Source organism: Bacillus sp. FSL R10-2201, from assembly GCF_038008665.1.
In the GTDB taxonomy this organism is placed as follows: Bacteria; Bacillota; Bacilli; order Bacillales; family Bacillaceae_G; genus Bacillus_A; species Bacillus_A mycoides.
This window is the reverse complement of the sequence record NZ_JBBOZP010000001.1, coordinates 4,281,973-4,298,104: the sequence shown is the minus strand read 5'-3', so window position 1 is coordinate 4,298,104 and position 16,132 is coordinate 4,281,973. Positions and strand designations below refer to the sequence as shown.

The 16,132-nt window shown below is 35.9% G+C and carries 17 protein-coding genes; 12 read left to right on the top strand and 5 right to left on the bottom strand.

Features of this window, described 5'->3' with window-relative positions; all coding sequences use genetic code 11:
- Nucleotides 1–53: 53 nt before the first annotated feature.
- A complete protein-coding gene (locus tag NSQ69_RS22215; protein WP_002088859.1) occupies nt 54–497 on the top strand; it encodes an acyl-CoA thioesterase in 444 nt (147 codons plus the stop codon).
- Nucleotides 498–533: 36 nt separating this feature from the next.
- On the opposite strand, the gene NSQ69_RS22210 is transcribed toward NSQ69_RS22215, so the two are convergent.
- The gene (locus NSQ69_RS22210) at nt 534–1,313 is read right to left on the bottom strand and encodes a M15 family metallopeptidase (RefSeq protein WP_002088858.1); all 780 of its coding nucleotides are present in this window, start codon (nt 1,311–1,313) and stop codon (nt 534–536) included.
- A gap of 264 nt (nt 1,314–1,577) precedes the next feature.
- On the opposite strand from NSQ69_RS22210, the gene motA reads away from it, so the two are divergent.
- Together motA and motB are read left to right on the top strand one after the other, a co-directional pair.
- On the top strand, nt 1,578–2,372 hold the full coding sequence (motA, locus tag NSQ69_RS22205; RefSeq protein ID WP_002129301.1) for a flagellar motor stator protein MotA: 795 nt from the start codon (nt 1,578–1,580) through the stop codon (nt 2,370–2,372).
- Complete coding sequence (motB, locus tag NSQ69_RS22200) at nt 2,362–3,150, top strand: flagellar motor protein MotB (RefSeq protein WP_002129300.1); 789 nt, start codon at nt 2,362–2,364, stop codon at nt 3,148–3,150. The genes motA and motB overlap by 11 nt, the downstream gene beginning before the upstream one ends.
- 28 nt (nt 3,151–3,178) lie before the next feature.
- Here the strand turns inward: motB and NSQ69_RS22195 are convergent, their stop codons facing one another.
- Entirely contained in the window at nt 3,179–4,006 is an 828-nt protein-coding gene (locus NSQ69_RS22195; protein ID WP_002129299.1) for a 5'-nucleotidase, lipoprotein e(P4) family, read from the bottom strand.
- A gap of 343 nt (nt 4,007–4,349) precedes the next feature.
- Between NSQ69_RS22195 and NSQ69_RS22190 the strand changes: the two genes are divergently transcribed.
- The 3 genes from NSQ69_RS22190 to NSQ69_RS22180 all read left to right on the top strand — a co-directional run bounded on the left by NSQ69_RS22190 (nt 4,350) and on the right by NSQ69_RS22180 (nt 7,013).
- Entirely contained in the window at nt 4,350–5,234 is an 885-nt protein-coding gene (locus tag NSQ69_RS22190) for an ABC transporter ATP-binding protein (protein WP_341099673.1), read from the top strand.
- Between the two features lie 2 nt (nt 5,235–5,236).
- Nucleotides 5,237–6,463, top strand: a complete 1,227-nt coding sequence (locus NSQ69_RS22185) for an ABC transporter permease (RefSeq protein ID WP_002167617.1) — start codon at nt 5,237–5,239, stop codon at nt 6,461–6,463.
- A gap of 118 nt (nt 6,464–6,581) precedes the next feature.
- Nucleotides 6,582–7,013 carry an Rrf2 family transcriptional regulator gene (locus NSQ69_RS22180; protein ID WP_078422017.1) on the top strand — a complete coding sequence of 144 codons (432 nt, stop codon included), beginning with the start codon at nt 6,582–6,584 and terminating at the stop codon, nt 7,011–7,013.
- Between the two features lie 61 nt (nt 7,014–7,074).
- On the opposite strand, the gene NSQ69_RS22175 is transcribed toward NSQ69_RS22180, so the two are convergent.
- Together NSQ69_RS22175 and NSQ69_RS22170 are read right to left on the bottom strand one after the other, a co-directional pair.
- Complete coding sequence (locus NSQ69_RS22175) at nt 7,075–7,740, bottom strand: aquaporin (protein ID WP_341099672.1); 666 nt, start codon at nt 7,738–7,740, stop codon at nt 7,075–7,077.
- 142 nt (nt 7,741–7,882) lie between these two features.
- On the bottom strand, nt 7,883–8,848 hold the full coding sequence (locus tag NSQ69_RS22170; RefSeq protein ID WP_002129291.1) for a DMT family transporter: 966 nt from the start codon (nt 8,846–8,848) through the stop codon (nt 7,883–7,885).
- A gap of 101 nt (nt 8,849–8,949) precedes the next feature.
- On the opposite strand from NSQ69_RS22170, the gene NSQ69_RS22165 reads away from it, so the two are divergent.
- Complete coding sequence (locus NSQ69_RS22165; protein ID WP_002034214.1) at nt 8,950–9,522, top strand: helix-turn-helix domain-containing protein; 573 nt, start codon at nt 8,950–8,952, stop codon at nt 9,520–9,522.
- Nucleotides 9,523–9,592: 70 nt separating this feature from the next.
- Here the strand turns inward: NSQ69_RS22165 and NSQ69_RS22160 are convergent, their stop codons facing one another.
- Nucleotides 9,593–9,778 (bottom strand): PspC domain-containing protein, encoded by a 186-nt coding sequence (locus tag NSQ69_RS22160; protein ID WP_002129290.1) that lies wholly within the window; start codon nt 9,776–9,778, stop codon nt 9,593–9,595.
- Nucleotides 9,779–9,991: 213 nt separating this feature from the next.
- Between NSQ69_RS22160 and NSQ69_RS22155 the strand changes: the two genes are divergently transcribed.
- The 5 genes from NSQ69_RS22155 (at nt 9,992) to racE (ending at nt 16,058) form a co-directional block, all read left to right on the top strand.
- Nucleotides 9,992–11,233 carry an amidohydrolase family protein gene (locus NSQ69_RS22155; RefSeq protein ID WP_002129289.1) on the top strand — a complete coding sequence of 414 codons (1,242 nt, stop codon included), beginning with the start codon at nt 9,992–9,994 and terminating at the stop codon, nt 11,231–11,233.
- Nucleotides 11,234–11,345: 112 nt separating this feature from the next.
- Nucleotides 11,346–12,641 carry a purine/pyrimidine permease gene (locus tag NSQ69_RS22150; RefSeq protein WP_002167618.1) on the top strand — a complete coding sequence of 432 codons (1,296 nt, stop codon included), beginning with the start codon at nt 11,346–11,348 and terminating at the stop codon, nt 12,639–12,641.
- A gap of 165 nt (nt 12,642–12,806) precedes the next feature.
- Complete coding sequence (gerE, locus tag NSQ69_RS22145) at nt 12,807–13,031, top strand: spore germination transcription factor GerE (protein ID WP_000659484.1); 225 nt, start codon at nt 12,807–12,809, stop codon at nt 13,029–13,031.
- A gap of 107 nt (nt 13,032–13,138) precedes the next feature.
- Nucleotides 13,139–14,884, top strand: a complete 1,746-nt coding sequence (locus tag NSQ69_RS22140; RefSeq protein ID WP_003191610.1) for an MFS transporter — start codon at nt 13,139–13,141, stop codon at nt 14,882–14,884.
- A 349-nt stretch (nt 14,885–15,233) separates the two neighbouring features.
- On the top strand, nt 15,234–16,058 hold the full coding sequence (gene racE, locus NSQ69_RS22135) for a glutamate racemase (protein WP_003191613.1): 825 nt from the start codon (nt 15,234–15,236) through the stop codon (nt 16,056–16,058).
- Nucleotides 16,059–16,132 lie beyond the last annotated feature (74 nt).

Here is a 16,132-nt window from a genome sequence, read left to right as displayed (position 1 = left end):
CTTTATATTTCTGTTTATTCAGTTTATTTTAAGGGCGAAAAGGAGAGGGAACGATGAAGAGAATTTCTTATATTGAAGACTTTGAGCAATGGGAAAGTGGTTTTTCATTTTATAATCCTGTCAAAGTTCGTTTTGGTGAAGTAGATATGTTTGGACATGTAAATAATGTCGTTGCTTTTACATATTTTGAAGAAGCGCGTATCGCATTGTTTAAAGAACTCGGATTTATGCAAGAATGGACACATGAATCATCAGAAACGATGATAGTCGTCGCAGATCTACAATGCAATTTTATTAAACAAATTTATTTTGATGAGCAGTTGAAAGTATATGTAAAGGCGGGAGCGGTTGGGAATTCCTCTTTAGATTTACACTATATGGTCAAAAATGCAGAAGGAGAAGTTTGTTTAGTTGGACGCGGTATGATGGTCCAAGCATCGAAAAAAACTGGAAGAGGCGAACCGTGGCCTGAAGAATGGAAGGAATTGCTATTATAATAGAATAAAAGAAAAATAAGAGAGCGATTCGCTCTCTTATTTTTTGTCCTCCATCGCCTCTTCTAATGTTAGGTGGTGCTTATATATGTATGTGGCGTATGGATTACCGACGTAGCGTAAGTGCCACGGTTCATATGCATACTCTGTTGTTTTTGTTTTATCCTCTAAATAACGAATGACAAATCCGAACTCATGGGCATGTTCTGCAACCCATTTTCCTTCTGCTGTCTCTCCGAAGATTGGTTCTAATTGGAATTTAGCAGATTTTGAGCTAATATCCATTGCTAGACCGGTTTGATGCTCACTTGTTCCAGGAATTGCACTTACCGAATCAGCCTCAGCTTTTCCTTGGCGTTTAATATATGTATTATGTAATGACTGTTGGCGTTTGTAAGAACGGTAACCTGAAACTGCTGTAAGTTCTAAACCTTCTTCTTTCGCTGCTTGGAACATTTTTTCAAGAGCGTCTGCAGCATCTTTGCGAAGTAATGTTTTCTCTTTATCTTTTGGACTAGTAAATGGTACGTTCGGTTTCGTCAAATCTTCTGGAATGTACCCATCTGGTAATTTACGATGTTTATTGACTAATACAAGAGCAGAATCTGGATTTGTTACAACGGAAAAATTATCATCTAGTTTCTTTGCATTATGATCAGCTTTTTGAAAAGCAGGAATCTCTTCTTTTTGGTGGTTATTATGTTTTTGATTTTCGACAGCTTTCGCTTCGTTTTGTAGTGGTGATTTAGAACCAAAGTAAACGAAAGATGTGATACCGATTACAATAGTAGCGGCAGAAATAATTATTATTTTTTTCATGATGCCCTGTAATCACAGTCCTTTCTTAATAAAATATGTATCGTTTTTATTATAAGTCTAGTTTGTTGAAAAAGAAATATAAGAGTCGTAACGTAATAGAAATGCAAAGAAAATGTCAGAAAATGTGTGAAAATGTAGTATTTTTTCATATAATTCATTTCTTATCTTTCATGAAGTTCATTTTTTATGTAATATATGTATATAAGAAGATGTAGCGATTATTGAGAATAAAAGACCTCTGGTATAGACTAGGAGTGGATGGGAATGGATTTTGCAACAATTATTGGAATCATTTTAGGAGTATTAGCGGTAGTCGTAGGGATGGTCGTCAAGGGCGCTGACATAACAGCCTTACTAAATCCTGCCGCAGCACTAATTATTTTCGTCGGTACATTTGCTGCAGTGTGTATTGCATTTCCGATGAATCAACTAAAAAGAGTTCCAAAATTATTTAAAGTTCTTTTTGGTTCAAATAAAAAAGATTTAAGTTATGAACAATTGCTAGAATTATTTGTTCATTGGACATCTGAGAGTAGAAAATACGGTATTTTGTCTTTAGAGCAACAATTAGATGAAATTGAAGATGAATTTCTTTTGCGTGGTATGAAATTTGTTATTGATGGTGTATCTGCAGAGGATTTAGAACAAATTTTAGAAGCCGAATTAGAAGCGATTGAAGAGAGACATGCAAAAGGGGCTGCTATTTTTTCGCAAGCTGGTACATATGCACCTACACTAGGGGTTTTAGGTGCTGTTATTGGTCTTGTAGCTGCACTTGGAAATTTAACTGATATTGAAAAGCTAGGGCATGCTATTTCAGGTGCGTTTATTGCAACGATTTTCGGTATTTTTTCAGGTTACGTATTATGGCATCCATTTGCAAACAAATTGAAGCAAAAGTCTGCTGCTGAATTAGAGAAGAAACGTTTAATTATTGATTGTTTATTAATGTTACAAGAAGGTACATATCCGTTTATTATGAAAAACCGCATTTTAGGTGCGCTTTCTGCGACTGAGCGTAAGAAGCTAGAAAAAGGAGCGGAAAAAAATGCGGAGTAAGAAAAATAGAAGAGGCAAAAAGAAAAAACATGAAGAGCATATTGATGAAACTTGGTTAATTCCGTATTCTGATATGCTAACTTTGTTGTTTGCACTGTTTATTGTTTTATTTGCAATGAGTAGTATAGATGCTGCGAAATTTAAACAGATGGCAGTTGCTTTTCGAAGTGAGTTAGCCGGTGGAACAGGAAATAAAGAATTTTTAAGTGATCAAAAACCAAATGAGGAAAAAGAATTATCAGCAAGTAGCCTTGAGGCAGAACAAGCAAAAAAACAAGCGGAAGATAGAGCTAAAGAAAAAAAAGAAATGGATGAGTTGAAAGCATTACAAAAAAAGATTGATCAATATATTAATGAGAAACAACTATCCTCTTCTTTTCAAACTAAGTTAACTGAAAAAGGATTAATGTTAACGATATTAGAAAATGTACTATTTGATTCAGGAAAAGCAGATGTGAAGTTGGAATCGTTAGGGATTGCAAAAGAGATGTCTAACCTACTTGTTTCAGCATCACCTCGTGAAATTACAGTGTCGGGTCATACAGATACGGTTCCTATCGCAAATGCTCAGTTTGCATCAAACTGGGAGTTAAGTACACAGCGTGCAGTTAATTTTATGCAGGTGTTACTCCAAAATAAAGAATTGCAACCAGAAAAATTTAGTGCAATTGGTTACGGAGAATACCGTTCAATTGCACCAAATGATACACCAGAAGGAAAAGCGAAAAATAGACGTGTAGAAGTATTTATTTTACCTTTAACAAGAAATATGCAATAAAAGAGGATGGCGAAGGCCATCCTCTTTGTTATTTTGCATCAAATGATTTTAAATTGTCACGACGGATTTTGTCTTTTTCTGCATCTGATTTTTTGAAATTATAGTCATATAGAGCACCTTCCCAATCACCGTACATTGGATTAGGGAAAATGATGAATTTCTCACCAAATTGTGCTTTTGATTCTGCTACTGTTTCATTGCGATCTTTCACAGATTTTCCATCAAAACCAGTGAAATCAGATAAGTTGTCACCGAAGAATAGGACGATGTCATGTGTTTGAGAAACAAGTTCACGACGCTTTTCTTTCCCTTTTTCTTTCGGGTCCTGTAGTAATATATGTTCTTTCGTCGCTTGAGGAGCACCTACGCGCTCAAGGTTTTTAATTGTTGCATCTAGTTGATTTGTTTTACGATTTGAGATGTAGTAAATATCTACACCTTTAGACTCTGTATATTTTAAGAAATCAATAGCGCCTGGAAGAGCTTCAGCTTCAGCCTTATTAATCCAATCGTCCCATTTATAAGGATAGCCTTTTCCTGTTTTTACGCTCATTGCTTGATGGGGACTGTTATCTAAAACAGTTTCATCTAGATCAAGTACGATAGCAGGTTTTTTTTCTGTCCCTTTTGCAAGAGCTGCATCAAGCTTTAATTGACCAATATTGTAGCCTTGGTAGTAAAGTGCTTTCGTTTCGCCAGCTGTTTGATACCATAAATCGGCCATCAATTGCTGGTCTGTTAATTGTACTTTCTCTTCTTTTGCCACTGTTTTCTCAGCTGTTCCTGAACATGCTACAAGCGATGTGGAAAGAACGGCTATAGATAATAAACTGGTAATACCCCTCTTCATCTTCATATGTATCCTCCTCGATGTTAGAAAATCATCTTATATTATATATTAAAATATAAAAATTTTTTTATGAACATTTGCATATTGTCTTTTGTATATATAGTAGTATGTCCTATATTAGAAAGATGGGAAAAATAACAAAAAGTGATTTGACGTGTTTTATTGTCGAAATGACAATTATAATTGACAAATATATCTTTGTTATTTACAATTTTAACTAAATACAACAAATGGTGGATGGGGGATCATGATACGTATAAAAGATTGAAATATAGTACTATATTTTATTTCGAACAATCATAGTCTTTAATAGAGAGTACGAATGATACTAAAGGGGAGGCTTTATACATTGAGTTTACAAATTCAAAACTTAACAAAAATATTCGGAGAATCTAAAGCGGTTAATGGTTTGCAAATCTCGTTACCGAAAGGTGAAGTGTTAGGGTTACTTGGCCGAAATGGTGCAGGGAAAACAACGACAATTAAAATGTTACTAGGTTTATTAACGCCAAATGAAGGTTCTATTACGTGGGATGGAAAATCATTTGGTGATAGCGGGGTAACAATTGGATATTTACCAGAAGAAAGAGGCTTATATACAAAAAGTAGAGTAATAGATCAGTTGCGATATTTTGGCAGATTAGAAGGAATGACGAAAAAAGAAGTGGATCTTGCAATTGATTACTGGTTAGAGCGCTTAGCAATCCCAGAATATAAATTCAAAACAGCAGGAGAACTTTCGAAAGGGAACCAGCAAAAAATTCAATTGATTGCTGCTCTTCTTCATGATCCAGAACTTCTTATTTTGGATGAACCATTTAGCGGACTTGATCCAGTTAATGCTGGAATGTTGGCTAGTATTATTGGAGAACAAGTACAGAGCGGAAAGACAATTATTTTATCTAGTCACCGTATGGAGCAAGTAGAGGCTTTTTGCCAACATGTATGTATTTTGAAAAAAGGTGAAGCGGTCGTAGAAGGACAATTAAGTGATATTAAGAAGGAATACGGTTTCCGTAATTTAACGATTGAAGATACAGTAGAGAATGAAAAGGGATTAGAAGCTATACATGTATCGTATGAAAAACAGCAAGGCCTTCTTTATGTGAAAGTACAAGACGATGCAGAAGCTCTCAACATTTTGCAGCAGTTGCAAGAGCAAGGTGTTAGCTTACGACAATTTAAAATGTTAGAGCCGACGTTAAACGAAATCTTTGTAGAGAGGGCGAAATAAAGATGCGTAAATTTTCTCATGTATTTTCATTTTATTTTAAAGAAGCATTTTTATCTAAAAAATCATTAATTACGAGTGCGATTTTATTTTTGGTTGTGTTTGGGATTTTTGCATTTAATCATTTTACTTCAGGCGATGATAAAAATAAGGATAAAGATAAAATTGCAGTTGTAGTAGAGAGTTCCACATACAAAGTACAAAAAGAAGAGCTAAATAAGCTATTGCCATCAGCAAAAATAACGGTCGGTTCAAAAGATGATTTTGATAAACTACATAAGCAAGTAGAAGAGGGAGATTTAGATGGTCTATTCCATGTGACGGAAAAGGATGGGACTCCAGCAGTTACATATATGTATAATGGATTTCCAAGCCAAGCGACTTCTGCGATTATGGCGGGTTATTTAAAACAACAATATACGAAGGTGACGATTGCAAAAAATAATGTTTCACCAGAAATTGCGCAGCAATTACAAGCAGAAATTCAAGTGAAGCAAGAAGCGATAAAAGATCGTACATCTTCTTTCGGAATTGCATATTTCTTTACATTTGCTTTGTATATGTTTATTGTAGCTTTCGGAAATACAATCGCAATGAATATTGCATCTGAAAAGGCGTCACGTGTAATGGAAGTAATGCTTCCGAAAGTAAAGCCTCTTACGATGATGTATGCGAAAATTTTGGCGGTTGTTTCAACGGCGTTATTACAACTTGTAATATTGGCGTGTGGTTATCTTATTCCTTATTTGTTAGGTTGGGTCGATTTAGAAAGTGCTTCATTACTTGGCGTTCCAATTGACTTTACAAAATTAGATGCAAAGGTTATAAGTATGTTTCTTGTTTATTTCATTACGGGGTATTTACTTTATGCGATGATGTACGCTGCGGCTGGAGCTGTTGTGTCTAAGACAGAGGATTTACAAGCTGTATCTTTCCCGATAATGATTTTGATCATGGCTGCATTCTTCATTAGTATTAAATCATTAAGTGATCCAAATAGTACTATTGTTGTTGTAAGTTCGTATGTTCCGTTTTTCACACCGATGGTCACCTTCTCGCGGATTGTAGCCGGTGAAGCAGGTATGCTAGAGATTACGATAACATTAGTAGTTTTATTGGCGACAATTGGTATATTAAATGCTGTTACAAGTCGTATCTATGTAAATGGTGTAATGAATTACTCTGATAAAGTGAAGTTTAAAGATTTAGCGAAATTTATAAAGCGTCAATAATAGAGGGAAAGCATGATTTTCTAATGGAATCATGCTTTTTCTTTATGTATAAATTAAAAATAGTATATAATAATAAGAGTTGTCTTTTAATAGAATGAATAAAAAGGAGGGTGTGCAGATGGGAATTAGTAGTCGTTTTACAGTAGGTGTTCATATGTTAACGTTACTTGCAATAGATCGAAACTCTCGCTGTACCTCTGAATGGATTGCTGGTAGTGTGAATACAAATCCAGTTGTGATTCGTCGCATTACAGGAATGTTGAAGAGAGCAGGACTTGTTGATGTACAAGCTGGTAAAGGTGGTACGACACTTGCTCGTGATTTAGATGAAATTACATTACTTGATGTATATAAAGCTGTGGAAGTTGTAGAAGAAGGACATCTATTTTCTTTCCATGAAAATCCCAACATTGAATGTCCAGTAGGAGCTAATATTCAATCGGTATTAGAGATTATTTTAATACAATCGCAAGAAGCGATGGAAAACGTACTTGCAAATGTAGCGGTGCAGCAATTAGTTACAAATTTAAAGTCGAAAATTAAAGAATAAAAAAAAGCGAGCTTCCTCATGATGAGGGCTCGCTTTTTTTTATTCGGAAATATTGAAAGTTCTATTTTTCCGTATTTAAAATAAACTTTCCTACAACAGCTGCTACGATACCACCAAAAATTGGGGCAACGATGAACACCCATAGTTGAGAAATTGCTTCTCCGCCAGCGAATAGAGCTGGTGCGATACTACGAGCTGGGTTAACAGATGTTCCAGTTAACGGAATACCTAATAAGTGAATTAATACTAATGTGAAACCAATTACTAGTCCAGCTAAAGAAGAACTTCCCTTTTTACCTGTTACAGCAACGATAACTAAAACAAATACGAAAGTTAAAATGAATTCAACTAAAAATGCTCCAGATAAACCAAGAGTTCCAAAACTATTTTGTCCTAAATTATCTAAAGGTAATTTAGCAGATCGTAAAATTGTTACTAACGTTGCAGTTCCTAATAAACCACCTGAAATTTGAGCTAATAAATAATAGCTAAGTTCCATAGCGTTCATTCTTTTGTTGATGAACATAGCGATTGATACTGCTGGGTTAATATGACATCCAGAAATTGTTCCAATGCTATATGCCATAGCCACGATAGATAATCCGAAAGCCATAGCGATACCTAATGTTCCAATTCCTTCAATTCCGCCACCAATGACAGCTACTCCAGTTCCGAATAATACAAGTACAAATGTACCAATAAATTCAGCAATTGCTTTTTTTAACATAATTTACCTCCTATTAATGCACATGAAAGGTATTATAACATAGGTTTTAGTATAAACAGCTAATGAAATACTATTCTGATAAGGCGAAATAGGGAGATAATAAAAATAGATATGGTTCTATGAAGAAGAACCATATCTATTTTTATGCTGATTTTTTTTGTTTAATGACTGGAACAGAACGGTTTAAAACACTATTTACGATCATTCCTAGCATGATAATAATCATCCCAATCAGTGACAGCCCGCTAGGGAATGAACCATTTAAGAAAATAATCTCACCAAGCACAGTGAAGACCATCGTTCCAGCTTGTGTTGCTTCAACAGCTCCAAGTAAAGCAAGATTGTCTTTTGCTAAGTCAGTAGCAAAGAAAAATGTCATCGTCGCAATAACTCCGGAACATAATGCTAACAAAAATCCTTGCATCATTTGACTTGATGATGGAATACCGGTAGTGGAAAATCCGTATATACCAAGTAGGATTGTAATAGGGAGACTTCCGATTGCCATTCCTAATACACGTTGGAATGTATCAAGACGCCCGCCAACAAGTTCCATCATTTTTCGGTTACCGAACGGATATAAGAAAGCCGCTAATACGACAGGTAAAAATCCCGAGATGAACTGAGTCATTGTAATATGACCCGCTGCAGTCGCTTGCATACAAATTACACCAAGTAAAATAAATAATGCTACATATAAACTGCGAAGTGGAATTTTTCCACGTACAAGTTTTGTACCTGATTTCGTTTCTATTTTAACGAAAAATAATGGTGATAGTAGTAAACCTGCTAATATCGTAACTTGCCAAGTTCCAGCAACGAGCCAAGCTGGAGAAAAAACAGCTGCGAAACTTAATAAAGAATAGAAGCCGATGCCAGCGACCGAGCCCCACCCGATCCATACAAATGGATGTTTTTTTAATTCTGCCCATAAAGCTCCTAAGTTTTTGCGAAATAAAACGATAAGGAATAAAATAGGGAGAGCAAATAGAAAACGGAAGGAAGCAGTCCAAGCCCAGCTTGTTCCAGATACATTCATTGCTCTGTTAATAATAAAGGTTGCAGAAAAAAAGGCCGATGATAAAAGACCTAGTAATATTGCGCGCATGAAGTATGGCACTCCTTTCGGAATTGAGTATTTATGTATAGTATAATATACTTAAAGTTAATAAAAGTAAACTATTTTATATTTTAAGGTGGTTTTTATGTATGAAAGAAAATGAAGATATGCAAACGAAAGAAGTAATTCAGCAAGTAGGTCAGCTATTAAGACAAATTCGAAATGAACAAAAATTAAGTTTAGAAGAATTAGCCCAAAAAACAGGGGTTAGTAAATTAACATTAGGGAAAATTGAGAGAGGCGAAACGAATCCAACGTTAGCTGTTATTTGGAAAATAACGAAAGGGTTATCGATTCCTTTATCGAGATTAATGGTTGTTGGAGAACCTGTAGCTGTTGCGCGCTGCGGAGAAGGATTTGCAGTAGATGTAGGACAAGCATGGCATTTAGAAACGATGTTCCGTTACACGAAAGAAACAGGGATGGAAATGCACCGTGCTTGTTTAAGAGCGAATAGTATATATGAACCGGAAGCTCATCATGAAGGAGCAATTGAGCTTGTAACAGTAATGAAAGGGAAAGTTTCTATTCAAGTTGAGAATGACGTATATGTGCTAAATGAGTTTGACTCCATTCAGTTTGAAGCTAATAAGAAACATAGTTATAAAAATGAAGAGGATGAAGTAGCGGTATTACATTTAACGATGAAATATTCTTCATGAAAAAATCCCCTATAGAAAAATCTATAGGGGATTTTTTATACGCTATGCTCAAATATATGAAAGAATGTTATTAGTAAGAGCGTGGCATAAGTAATAAACAAATAAAATAAACTAAAAACCCCGTCCCAAAACATAAAATAGCAATGACCCAAAGTATGCGAATGAGAGTAGAGCTAATATCAAAATATTCTCCTAAACCACCGCATATACCAAATAACATTTTATCAGTTTCGGATTTATATAACCTCTTCGACATATTATGATCCTCTCCTTTTTATATCACCGCTGTTATGTATGAGTGATACAGTGTACTTTTATTCTATATGGAAATTTATGAGAAGACCATTAGGTTATATTACATTTTTTTGTGAAAGGACAATACAGTGGATTAATTGTCTTAATTTTCAGTTGGTATTAAAATGAAAATGAGGGTGTGACGTATTTTCTAATATAAGGTGGGGAAATGGTAATGACATTATATTGGTTGACTAATGTAAAGCTTGAAACAGGTTATACATATGAAGAAGCGAAAATTTCACAAACGGAAACTGAGATATGCAGTCTTCTTATTGAAGATGGGCGAATTAAAAGAATTATAGCGGGAATCGCCCAAGAGGAAGGAACGTTAACTTTTGATGCTAATCGTTTATTAGTTTTACCAGCTTTTGAAGAGATGCATATTCATATTGATAAAACATATTATAGTGGGCCTTGGAAAGCTTGTATGCCAGCAGAAAATATTTTTACACGTTTTAATGAAGAAAAAACGATTTTACCAAAGCAATTAGCAACTGCTCAAGACAGGGCGGAAAATATGCTAGAGTTATTGCTTCGAAATGGCGCAACAAATATTAGAACGCATTGTAATGTGGATCCGGTTATTGGACTTCGTAATTTAGAGGCAACGTTAGCGGCTTTAGGAACATATAAAGATCGGTTGTCTGGTAGAATAGTTGCATTTCCGCAACATGGATTATTGCGAAGTAATTCTATGCAACTTGTGAAAGATGCGATGCGTATGGGCGCACAATTAGTTGGCGGAGTGGACCCAGCTACAGTAGATAATGATATTGAAAAATCATTACATACGATTATGGACATTGCGGTAGAATTTAATGCGGATGTTGATATTCATTTGCACGATGCGAATAATCTTGGAACGTTTACAATGAAGAGATTAGCAAGTCTAACGGAAGAAGCAGGATGGCAAGGTCGTGTAACAATTAGTCATGCGCTTGGACTTGGTGGTGTTACTGATAAAGAAGCTGAAGAAGTGGCAGAAAGACTAGCAGCATTAAAGATTGATATCACTTCAACCGTTCCAATCGGTAAACAAGTAATCCCAATTCCATTATTAGATCGAAAAGGAGTTAAAGTTTCATTAGGAAATGATAGTATTACAGATCATTGGTCTCCGTTCGGCACAGGTGATATGCTTCAAAAGGCAAATCGATTGGCAGAACGATTTGGTTGGAGTGATGAAAGGTCTTTAGGGAAAGCTCTTCGTTTTATTACTGGAGGGAAAGAAACGTTAAATAATGAAGGAAAACGAGTGTGGCCGAATGTAGGGGATGAGGCAAGTTTTGTTTTAACGAATGCAACATGCGCCGCGGAAGCAGTGGCTCGTCAAACAGAGAAGCGTGTAGTTATGTATAAAGGGAATGTTGTTATAGGGGATTTAGATCAAGTGAAATCTGATAATCTTGTATAGAGGAATCGTTTAGATGTTTTTAGAAGGGTTCTAATTGTGAAAATAGAACCCTTCTTTTTTATTTAGTAGAAACAGGGAAGTACTATACTTCCTTATAAGGAAGCAAGAAGGGATGAAAAGTTTGGACAATCAACATAATCAAAATCATATTATGGGAACTTTGCAATGGTTTATTTTTTTATTAGCAAACTCAATCGCGCTACCAATTGTCGTTGGCGGATTATTTCATCTTACGACGGAAGAAGTATTTTATTTAATGCAGCGTACGTTTTTCGTAGTTGGTATATCTTCTTTTTTACAAGGATGGCTTGGACATAAGCTTCCGATTGCGGATGGACCAGCTGGATCTTGGGTGGGTGTATTTACCGTGCTTGCTTATGCAACTGTAGGGCAGGATCAATTACATAGTACATTGCAAATTTTAGAATTAGGAATGATGGTTGCGGGAGTTGTTTTAATAGGGCTAGGAGTAACGGGAGTTATCGGGCGTATTTTATTTTTATTTACGCCGCTCGTGACAGGGACGTTCTTACTTTTATTATGTTTACAATTAAGTGGTGTATTTTTAAAAGGAATGCTAGGAATTACAGCTACTGTTTCTCAAATTGATGGATTTACAGCATTAATTGCTTTTGGCATATTTTTATTCGTAGTCATACTCTCCAACTTCGGAAAAGGGTTTGTTAAAAGTTATGCGGTTTTAATAGGGTTAATTAGTGGCTGGATTATTTTTCTCATTGCAGGAAAAGTGACGATCCCATCTCAAGTAACTCATTTTGTGCAACTTCCACATATATTCGCGTGGGGAATTCCAAAATGGAATACAGGTATGGCTGTATCAAGTTTCGTTATGGTATGTATTTTAGTTTCAAATACAGTGGCAGCTATTATAGCAATTAATCAAGCTACCATTCATAAAGCGACTATTGAACAAAAACAGTTGAAGGATGGAACGTGGGTTGGAGGGATTTCACATATCATTTCCTCTGTATTTTCAACTGTAGGTGTCGTTCCGTTACCAGCAACGGCAGGGTTTATACGCTTAACAAAACAAAAATATATACGATCGTTCTTAATGGCATGTGCGTTACTAGTCGTAATGTCTCTTTTTCCAAGTATCATTCGTTACTTAGCGTCTTTACCATCCGCTGTCGCATCAGCCGTTTTAATGGCTTCGTTCGTACAGTTAATTGGAATTGGATTTAATAATATAAAACAAGTGCCAATCAGCGAAAGGAATGTAACGATTTTAGGAGTTGCTATATTATTTGGAAGTGGTGTTATGTTTTTACCGTCTGGAGCACTCCAATCCTTGCCGTCTGTGATGCAATATATATTCGGAAATGGTTTGTTCGTAGGTACAGTTGTCAGCATATTACTAGAACAAATATGGCGTACTGAAAAGTAAGTGGATAAAAAGAGTGTACGCACTGTATAAAAGTCTAAAATAACATAAGAAATAAAGCCCATTTTCATTCACCACCTGCACATTTCGTTCATACAATATCTTGACTAAATAAACACCCAACTTACACATATACAGCTCTGGCTTAAGCAAGGAGGGTTATACCAGTTGAAGGAAAAAGCGTATCAATCTAAACCGTTACTCACAAAGAGAGAAAGAGAAGTATTTGAATTACTGGTTCAAGATAAAACGACGAAGGAAATTGCAGGTGAACTGTTTATAAGTGAAAAAACAGTACGTAATCACATCTCAAACGCAATGCAAAAGCTAGGGGTTAAAGGACGTTCACAAGCAGTTGTTGAGCTTCTTCGTATGGGAGAGCTCGAACTATAAGAAAGCAGCCGACTTTTATACAAAAGGTCGGCTATTTTTCTGTTTGTTTCATGCTCCATATGAATGATAAGAATGTTTCATACATAAATAGGTAGTAAGGAGGGGATATGTTGAAAAGGGTATTATTAGTTTCAACAAGCGCTCATGATTTGAATGGACACCCGACTGGTTTGTGGCTGGAAGAGCTCGCAGCTCCTTATCATTTATTTAAAAAAGCTAAGTTCGATGTTGATATTGTGTCGATAAAAGGCGGGAGAGTACCAATTGATAGAGTGTCTATTCCGAATGGCATACCTCGTGAATTTAAGCATGTCGCTTCTTTATTGCAAAATACGAGGGCGATTTCAACTGTTCACTCTTCAGAGTATGATGCGGTATTATTTTGTGGTGGGCACGGGGCGATTGTAGATTTTCCAGGTAATCCATATGTAGCAAATTTAATTGAGAATATGTACAATAATAACCGGATCGTAGCGGCTGTTTGTCACGGGGTAAGTTCTTTAGTTGGTGTGAAAAATAAAGATGGCTCGTTTTTTGTTGCCGGTAAGCGTATAACAGGTTATACAAACGATGAAGAAAAAGCTGTACATTTAGAAAATCGAGTTCCGTTTTTGCTAGAAAGTAAGTTGAAAGAAGAAGGGGCTTTATTTTATGTAGCACCTAATTTCACGCCGCATGTTGTAGTAGGTTATTCCTTAGTTGTCGGTATTGGTTCGATGATATATGGGAAGTTGGCTGATCGTTATAGCGTAAAAAAACTATTGATTATTTCAATTATCATATTTGTAGCGGGTTCTATTATTGGATTTATGAATCAATCTTATGCGATTACCATTCTTGCAAGATTAGTGCAGGCGAGTGGGGGCGCGGCGTTTATTGCGCTTAGTATGATTGCAGTGGCAAAATTAGTTGCTCCCGCTAAGAAGCCTGGTGCATTAGCGATGATTAGTTCTTCTATTGCATTAGCAATAGGCATTGGTCCTTTAGTTGGCGGGGCTATTACAAATACATTAGGGTGGCCATATTTATTTTTATTTATGGTTATTTCAGTAGTTGGGATTTTCTTGCTTATAAAATTTATGCCAGAAGAAGCGCAGCATACGGATGAAGCGTTTCATTTTGATTACATTGGAGCGGCGTTATTATTTGCATTCATTACGACTGTTTTATTAGGTGTCAATATTAATAGTTGGCTATTTGTGTTATCGGTAGCTTTCTTATTTTTATTCACGGTTCGTATGAAGAACGCGGAGCATCCATTTATTGATATTGAGTTATTTTCGAACAAACCATTTCTTCGTTTAATAGCGGTCGGGTTTATAATTAATGTGGCGTTATGTGCTAGTCTATTATTATTGCCATCACTGTTAGGAAGAGTGCACGGATTGTCGCCATTCGTTATCGGAATTGCATTGTTTGTTGCATCACTCTTTGGTATTGTATCTAGTTTTATTACGGGGAAGATTGTCCCTTCGTTTGGAAATGTGAATATGATTTATGTAGCGTCTGTCATTATGATCGTTGGCTTTTTAATTTTAGGGCTTATTCCGAACGGGAACTTAATCATTATTTTAGTGGCGGTTATTTTAACATTTATGAGTTATTCAGCTATTCAAGTATCATTAAACACATTTATACCGAAAACATTACATCCAGCTAAAGTTGGAGTCGGTCTTGGTTTATATAATTTAATTAACTTTTTCGGTATGGCATTTGGACCAGCTGTAGCGAGCAAAGTTATGGAAGCTACAAATAGTTATCGTTTGAATTTTATTTTAATCATCATTTTAATTTCTGCTCATTTCTTCTTATTAATAGGAATGTCTTCTTTCCAAAAAAAGATGGAGCAATAAAGTGAAACTTTAATTAGTGGGGGGGCATCCCCCACTAATTATTAGCCTACACCAATCGGACTTTTACGGGCAGCCCGATCCCCCATATAACTTCTTTGCTTTCGCTGAATTTTGAGGTGGGGGTCTTACTGTCCGGCAAATAGCGGGGTAAATACGCAATTTATATAGAAGAAACCGACTTTCATATAGAAGGTCGGTTATTTTTCTGTCTTGCAAATTATGAAAAAAAGGAGCAAAATAAAAAAGGTCCTGATCTATATAGGTACAAATGAAAATTTTTATACAGGGGCACTTTAAGTTAGCGAACTTAAAGTGTGTAAAATATACTGATAAACATAAAAGATGATGAATGAGAAAACGGGTGATTAAGTTGAATAGAGCGATCGGTGTTATTGATTCAGGAGTGGGCGGTTTAACAGTAGCGAAGGAATTAATTCGTCAGTTGCCGAAAGAGCGTATTATATATTTAGGGGATACAGCACGTTGCCCTTATGGTCCGCGTTCTCGTGAAGAAGTGCGTCAATTTACGTGGGAAATGACGGAGCATTTATTAGATTTAAATATCAAAATGTTAGTTATTGCGTGTAATACAGCAACTGCGGTTGTATTAGAAGAAATGCAGAAACAATTACCAATTCCAGTAGTTGGAGTTATTCATCCAGGATCACGTACAGCTTTAAAAGTGACAAATACGTATCATGTTGGGATTATTGGAACGATTGGAACAGTAAAAAGTGGCGCCTATGAAGAGGCGCTAAAGTCTATTAATAACCGTGTTATGGTAGAAAGTTTAGCGTGCCCACCTTTCGTTGAGCTTGTAGAGAGTGGGAATTTCGAAAGTGAAATGGCGTATGAAGTTGTAAGAGAAACATTGCAACCGTTGAAAAGTACTGACATTGATACGCTTATTCTAGGATGTACACATTATCCGATTTTAGGTCCTGTTATTAAAAAGGTAATGGGGGATCAAGTACAATTAATTAGTTCGGGTGATGAAACAGCGCGTGAGGTAAGCACGATTTTATACCATAGTAAGATGCTAAATGAGGGAGAAGAACAAAGTGATCATCTCTTCTTAACGACTGGTAAAATAGGCCTGTTTAAAGAAATTGCATCAAAGTGGTTCGGTCAGCCGATTGAAAATGTGAAGCATATCAATTTAGAAACAGAATAATAGTAGATTCATATAAGAGAACTCCTGAGAAATCAGGGGTTTTTTCTGTATAAGTAGCCATAGCTTGTTCTAAA

Bases quoted from the DNA above. Each gene is read 5' to 3' on its own strand.
- NSQ69_RS22215 (WP_002088859.1), top strand. From the start codon at position 54: ATGAAGAGAATTTCTTATATTGAAGACTTTGAGCAATGGGAAAGTGGT.
- NSQ69_RS22210 (WP_002088858.1), bottom strand. From the start codon at position 1,313: ATGAAAAAAATAATAATTATTTCTGCCGCTACTATTGTAATCGGTATC.
- motA (WP_002129301.1), top strand. From the start codon at position 1,578: ATGGATTTTGCAACAATTATTGGAATCATTTTAGGAGTATTAGCGGTA.
- motB (WP_002129300.1), top strand. From the start codon at position 2,362: ATGCGGAGTAAGAAAAATAGAAGAGGCAAAAAGAAAAAACATGAAGAG.
- NSQ69_RS22195 (WP_002129299.1), bottom strand. From the start codon at position 4,006: ATGAAGATGAAGAGGGGTATTACCAGTTTATTATCTATAGCCGTTCTT.
- NSQ69_RS22185 (WP_002167617.1), top strand. From the start codon at position 5,237: ATGCGTAAATTTTCTCATGTATTTTCATTTTATTTTAAAGAAGCATTT.
- NSQ69_RS22180 (WP_078422017.1), top strand. From the start codon at position 6,582: ATGGGAATTAGTAGTCGTTTTACAGTAGGTGTTCATATGTTAACGTTA.
- NSQ69_RS22175 (WP_341099672.1), bottom strand. From the start codon at position 7,740: ATGTTAAAAAAAGCAATTGCTGAATTTATTGGTACATTTGTACTTGTA.
- NSQ69_RS22170 (WP_002129291.1), bottom strand. From the start codon at position 8,848: ATGCGCGCAATATTACTAGGTCTTTTATCATCGGCCTTTTTTTCTGCA.
- NSQ69_RS22165 (WP_002034214.1), top strand. From the start codon at position 8,950: ATGAAAGAAAATGAAGATATGCAAACGAAAGAAGTAATTCAGCAAGTA.
- NSQ69_RS22160 (WP_002129290.1), bottom strand. From the start codon at position 9,778: ATGTCGAAGAGGTTATATAAATCCGAAACTGATAAAATGTTATTTGGT.
- NSQ69_RS22155 (WP_002129289.1), top strand. From the start codon at position 9,992: ATGACATTATATTGGTTGACTAATGTAAAGCTTGAAACAGGTTATACA.
- NSQ69_RS22150 (WP_002167618.1), top strand. From the start codon at position 11,346: ATGAAAAGTTTGGACAATCAACATAATCAAAATCATATTATGGGAACT.
- NSQ69_RS22140 (WP_003191610.1), top strand. From the start codon at position 13,139: ATGTTGAAAAGGGTATTATTAGTTTCAACAAGCGCTCATGATTTGAAT.
- racE (WP_003191613.1), top strand. From the start codon at position 15,234: ATGAGAAAACGGGTGATTAAGTTGAATAGAGCGATCGGTGTTATTGAT.